The organism is Streptomyces sp. NPDC001027, from assembly GCF_040299045.1.
Taxonomy (GTDB): domain Bacteria; phylum Actinomycetota; class Actinomycetes; order Streptomycetales; family Streptomycetaceae; genus Streptomyces.
Window position 1 is genome coordinate 1 of the sequence record NZ_JBEPBI010000429.1, and the last position, 3,992, is coordinate 3,992.

A 3,992-nucleotide genomic window follows, 5' to 3' on the forward strand; every position below is an offset into this window, starting at 1 on the left:
TTCGCCGGCGCCAACGGACTCACCGACGCCTGGGTGAAGCTCGTCCGCGGCGGCACCCCGCCCGCCAAGGGCAGCGACGCGCTCGTCTGCGACCAGAGCGGCCCCACCGTGCCCAACACCTGCGAAGTCGTCGACAAGATCCTCTACCGCGGCAGCAAACTGGTCACCCTCAACGCCACGTCCTACGACAACGAGCACGCCAAGTTCCTCACCGACGACGGACTCATGCTGTCCGACCACGACCCCGTCGGCGTCGGCTTCTCCTGGTCGCGCAACCCGGACTTCCAGCTCAGCGACCAGTTCGGCGGACCCCACGGCGACTACTACAACGACATCGACGCCGTACCGGCCGGCGCGAGCGCCGTCAGCCTCTCGCTGCGCAGCGGCTCCCGCGTCGACGGCGTCGCGCTGACCCTCGCGAGCGGCAAGGTCCTCACCCACGGCGGCGCCGGCGGCACCGTGTCGACCCTGACGCTGGGCAGCGGTGAGTACGTCACCTCCGCCCAGCTGTGCCAGGGCCAGAAGGACGGTCTGACGCGCGTCTTCTCCGCCAAGTTCACCACCAACCTCGGCCGCAGCCTGTCCGGCGGGACCACCACGTCCGACTGCGTGACGCGCACCGCGCCGTCGGGTTGGCAGATAGCCGGGTTCCAGGGCCGCGCCGGGGGCGAGATCGACAAGCTCGGCTTCATCTACACGAAGCGCTGACCCCTTCCTGCGCACCCGGACTCGCGGCGGCGGCCTCAGGGCCGTCACCGCTTGCCGTCCCGGCGGCTCACTGCTGGTTCTGGTGCGTCTGCCGGAAAGCGCCGGGGGTGACGCCGGTGTGACGGGTGAAGAACTTGCCGAAGTTGGTGGGTTCGGGGAAGCCCAGGCGGCGGGCGATCGTCGCCACCGGTTCGTCGGTGTGGGCGAGCAGACGTTGCGCCTCCAGCGCGACGCGGCCGTCGATGACCTGTTTGACGGGCTGCCCGGTGGCGGCCGTGCAGGCACGGGTGAGCGTCTTGACGGTGTAGCCGAGGCGGTGCGCGTAGTCGGCGGCGCGGCGGGTGGCGGCGTAGGAGCGTTCCAGCTCGGCACGGAAGCGGGCGTACACCTCGCCGCCCGCGTACGGGTCGGCGCCACCGTCGGCGTGGGGCAGCCGGTCGATCTGCAACAGCACGGTGGCCAGCAGGAGTTGGAGGATCTCCGCCGACACCGCCCCCTCCGGCCGGCCGTACTCGGCACGCAACTGGCCCAGCAGGGCGGACAGCACCGCGTAGGCAGGGCTCGCTCCCAGTTGCCGGCACGCCGGCCCGTACCACTCGTTCACCAGCCGGTCGGCGCTGCTGGTGTGCGGCGGGAAAGCAGGCGTGAACAGCAGGTGCGTGCCGTCGGCGGTGCCCGGTCGCACGAAACTCTGCACCTGACCGGGACGGACCCACAGCAGGGTGCCGGGCCGGCAGGGGTACGTCACGAAGTCGACGGCGTGTTCGCCGCTGCCCTCGGTGATGAGGGTGAGCGTGTGGAAATCGACCCGGTGCACCAGGTCGGGCCGTCTGCGTCGGCTCCGCCGGCGTTCGTGCAGGGTCGCAAGATCGATGATCTCGAACCCGGGAACGCGCGTCTCGGGCGGATTGAAGTCGAGCCTGAGGATGGCGTCGCTCTCGGGCCGCTCGACGCCGGCAGAGTCCGCAGGAGGCAACGCGATCTCCAGATGTCCTCGATTTACCATGCCGTGTCTTCAGGCTATCTCGCCTGCCTGCGGTTTCACGACCAGAGTGGAGGACATCAAGACGGCGAGTGGCCGTCCTGTACCGCAGGGAGAGATTCATGAACGGCACTGTCACGGTCCTCGACAAGGGCGCGGTCCGCATCCACAGCTACATGTCTCCGGCCGACACCTTCCACACCACCACGCAGCTGATCGAGACCCCGGCGCGGATCATCGCGGTCGACGCCCAGCTCGTCCCCGCCTACGCCGACGAGGCCGTCGCCTATGCGAAGGGACTGGGCAAGCCCGTCGACCGGCTCATCGTCACCCACGCCCACCCGGACCACTACAACGGCGCCTCCCGCTTCGGCGTCCCGGTGCACGCCCTGGCCGAGGTGCGCGAGCAGATCGTCGCCCGCGGCGACAGCCGGCTGCCCACCGGACTGGTCATCCCGGTCGCCGAGTTCACGCCGACCGTGGATCTGACCCCGGGCACCGAGGTCATCGACGGCGTCCCGTTCGTCTTCGAGGCGGTCGCCGGCGGTGAGGCCGCCGACGAACTGCTCATCAAGCTGCCCGAGCAGGGCGTCCTGGTCGCCCAGGACCTCGTCTACAACGACGTCCACCTCTACCTGGGCAACAACGACATCACCGGCTGGCAGCGCGCGGTCGACGCGCTGGCCGCCGAGTCCGGTTACGACACGATCCTCGCCGGCCACGGCCTGCCCACCGGGCCGGAGGTCTACGAGCAGGTGCACCGCTACCTCGACGACGCCCGCGAACTGCTCGGCGACGACGGCCAGGCGTACAAGGAGGCCATCGTGGGCCGATACCCCTCCCACATCGGCCCGTTCATCATCGACATCGCCAACCGGTCCCTCTTCCCGGCCGAGAGCTGAGCCGCGTCTCCTCCTCGTCTGAGCCCCGTCTCCTCCTCGTCGCACCACCGCTCATGTCGTCGCGGGCGGCGCCGCCGGCAAGGTCTTCGTCCACGACACCGCCGGAGAGCCGGCGCGTTCTGCAGCCCCTGCACGTCGGTGTGGACCTGAGCAGGTCCCCGATCGACTACGACGTCGGCTTCAACGGCAACGGTCTGGCCGTCACCGGCGACGGCTGCCATGCCCTGCGCGCCGACCACGACGACTGCGCAGTCCGCTCCGCGCCTCACGGTTCAGGCCGCGGAGCGGGGCCGCGCTCGGCCCGCCCTTCCCAGACACCTGGAACACCCATGTCCGAGACACCCCAGACCGCCGAGGACGCGCAGCGTCAGCACCCGGGCCGGCGGGCTCCCGGCCGGCCCCGCGGCCTGGCACTCGTCCTGGTCCTGGGTTCGCTGACCGCGCTCGGCCCGCTCACCATCGACCTGTACCTGCCCGCTCTGCCGCAGGTCAGCGGCGACCTGCACATCTCACAGGGCGTCACCCAACTGACCCTGACCGCGTTCATGACCGGCACAGCCGTCGGTCAGCTGGTGATCGGCCCGCTCAGCGACACCCTGGGCCGCCGAAGGCCGCTGCTGACGGGGCTGGCCGTGTACGTCGCGGCGGGCGTCCTGTGCGCGCTGGCCCCGAACTCCTGCGTCCTCGTCGCCATGCGTCTGGTCCAGGGTCTCGCCGGAGCCGCCGGCATCGTCATCGCCCGGGCCGTCGTCCGCGATCTGCACGACGGTCTCGCCGCCGCCCGACTGCTGTCCTCGCTGATGCTGGTGTCCGGCACCGCCCCGGTCCTCGCCCCCGTGCTCGGCGCGCAGTTGCTGCGTCTGACCGCCTGGCGCGGCGTCTTCACCGCCCTCGCCCTGCTGGGGCTGGTCGTCCTCGCCGCCGCCGCGGCACTGCTGCCCGAGACCCTGCCCGCCTCGCGGCGCCGTGCCGGCGGACTGAGCACCACGCTGCACACCATGCTCGGCCTGCTCCGCGAACGCCGCTTCACCGGCTACCTGCTCACCGGCAGCCTGGGCTTCGCCGCCCTGTTCGCGTACATCGCCGGCTCCTCCTTCGCCCTCCAACAGGTCTACGGCGCCTCCCCGCAGACGTACAGCCTGCTCTTCGCCCTGAACTCGATCGGGCTGGTCGCCACGGGCCGGCTCAACGGGAGGCTTCTGCTCGGCCGCTTCCCTTCGCACCGCGTGCTGACGGCGGGGCTGGCCCTGCTCGTCTGCGCAGGCGCCGCCCTGGTCCTCCTGGTCACCGCCACGCACGCAGGACTGCCCTGGATCGCCGCCGCGCTCTTCCTCACCGCCTGCCCGGTCGGCATGATCCTGCCCACCACCACGGCCCTCTGCCTGCAACGTGCCCCGCAC

Annotated in this window: 4 protein-coding genes; 3 read left to right on the top strand and 1 reads right to left on the bottom strand. The window is 71.1% G+C overall.

The genetic code is table 11. The features are described from left to right. A partial coding sequence (locus tag ABT300_RS42120; RefSeq protein ID WP_351687912.1) for a jacalin-like lectin occupies window positions 1-708 on the top strand: 708 nt, incomplete at its 5' end. 67 nt (window positions 709-775) lie between these two features. Here ABT300_RS42120 and ABT300_RS42125 read toward each other — a convergent pair. Continuing rightward, window positions 776-1,714, bottom strand: coding sequence for an AraC family transcriptional regulator (locus tag ABT300_RS42125; protein ID WP_502978114.1), 939 nt, complete (start codon window positions 1,712-1,714; stop codon window positions 776-778). A gap of 98 nt (window positions 1,715-1,812) precedes the next feature. Between ABT300_RS42125 and ABT300_RS42130 the strand changes: the two genes are divergently transcribed. Together ABT300_RS42130 and ABT300_RS42135 are read left to right on the top strand one after the other, a co-directional pair. Then, the gene (locus ABT300_RS42130; RefSeq protein ID WP_351687915.1) at window positions 1,813-2,592 is read left to right on the top strand and encodes an MBL fold metallo-hydrolase; all 780 of its coding nucleotides are present in this window, start codon (window positions 1,813-1,815) and stop codon (window positions 2,590-2,592) included. 329 nt (window positions 2,593-2,921) lie between these two features. Next, on the top strand, window positions 2,922-3,992 hold a 1,071-nt coding region (locus ABT300_RS42135; RefSeq protein WP_351687918.1), incomplete at its 3' end, for a multidrug effflux MFS transporter.

What these genes read in the sequence shown, in the direction of transcription:
- ABT300_RS42130 (WP_351687915.1), top strand. Translation starts at nt 1,813, where the DNA reads ATGAACGGCACTGTCACGGTCCTCGACAAGGGCGCGGTCCGCATCCAC.
- ABT300_RS42125 (WP_502978114.1), bottom strand. Translation starts at nt 1,714, where the DNA reads ATGGTAAATCGAGGACATCTGGAGATCGCGTTGCCTCCTGCGGACTCT.